Origin of the sequence: Synechococcus lacustris str. Tous, from assembly GCF_003011125.1 — a bacterium.
GTDB classification, from domain to species: Bacteria; Cyanobacteriota; Cyanobacteriia; order PCC-6307; family Cyanobiaceae; genus Synechococcus_D; species Synechococcus_D lacustris.
The window spans coordinates 1-650 of sequence record NZ_PXVC01000288.1; the positions used below are offsets into that span (position 1 = coordinate 1).

The window sequence follows — 650 nt, forward strand, 5'->3', positions numbered from 1 at the left end:
CTCTTCGAAAATCTCGAGGGTGGCGCGACGATCGATGAATTCCTGGAATGGTTTCCCGGAGTTACACGCGAACAAGTCATGTCGGTGCTTGAATTCGCCCAACGAAGTCTCGAGCCGGCGTAAGGCGCTCCGTCGTGAAGATTCTGTTTGATCAGGGCACGCCAGCCCCCTGCGTCGTTTTCTTTCAGGGCACGAGATCAGAACTGCCTATGAGATGGGCTGGCAATCGTTGCAAAATGGCGACCTGCTCGAGCGCGCCCAGACAGCAGTATTTGCGGCCATCATTACCACAGACCAGAATCTCCGGTACCAGCAAAACTTGACGGGTCGCCCTGCAATCGTCGTTCTGATGACGACGAGCTGGCCAGTCATTCGTCCCGCGGCGGAGCGTGTGGTAGCCGCCGTGGCGAGGCTCGCTGTCGATGCCTACATCGAGATCGATTTTGCGTGAATCGTTGGCAGCGGGAACGCTACTGTCGAAAGGCAGCGGTCCGCGGGCCTATCAAACCGTTGGGCCGTGCTGCTGACTGTTGACCGACAATTTTGGGCCCGTTGCCGCCATTCAACTCCGCGTTGCCTTGAGCTGACAATCCCGCAATCCCTCCCGATACGTCGGAAACTCCGGCCGCCATGCAAGCGCCGCCTTCGCG

The 650-nt window shown here is 58.8% G+C and carries 3 protein-coding genes; 2 read left to right on the top strand and 1 reads right to left on the bottom strand.

All coding sequences use genetic code 11. The features are described from left to right. Together C7K08_RS14975 and C7K08_RS14980 are read left to right on the top strand one after the other, a co-directional pair. On the top strand, nt 1-123 hold a 123-nt coding region (locus C7K08_RS14975), incomplete at its 5' end, for a DUF433 domain-containing protein (protein ID WP_133165352.1). Nucleotides 124-214: 91 nt separating this feature from the next. Continuing rightward, a complete protein-coding gene (locus C7K08_RS14980; RefSeq protein WP_241537303.1) occupies nt 215-451 on the top strand; it encodes a hypothetical protein in 237 nt (78 codons plus the stop codon). A 19-nt stretch (nt 452-470) separates the two neighbouring features. Here the strand turns inward: C7K08_RS14980 and C7K08_RS16270 are convergent. Continuing rightward, a partial coding sequence (locus C7K08_RS16270; RefSeq protein WP_206603903.1) for a hypothetical protein occupies nt 471-650 on the bottom strand: 180 nt, incomplete at its 5' end.

Excerpts from the sequence above, each read along its gene's own strand:
- C7K08_RS14980 (WP_241537303.1), top strand. The coding sequence starts at position 215 with ATGGGCTGGCAATCGTTGCAAAATGGCGACCTGCTCGAGCGCGCCCAG.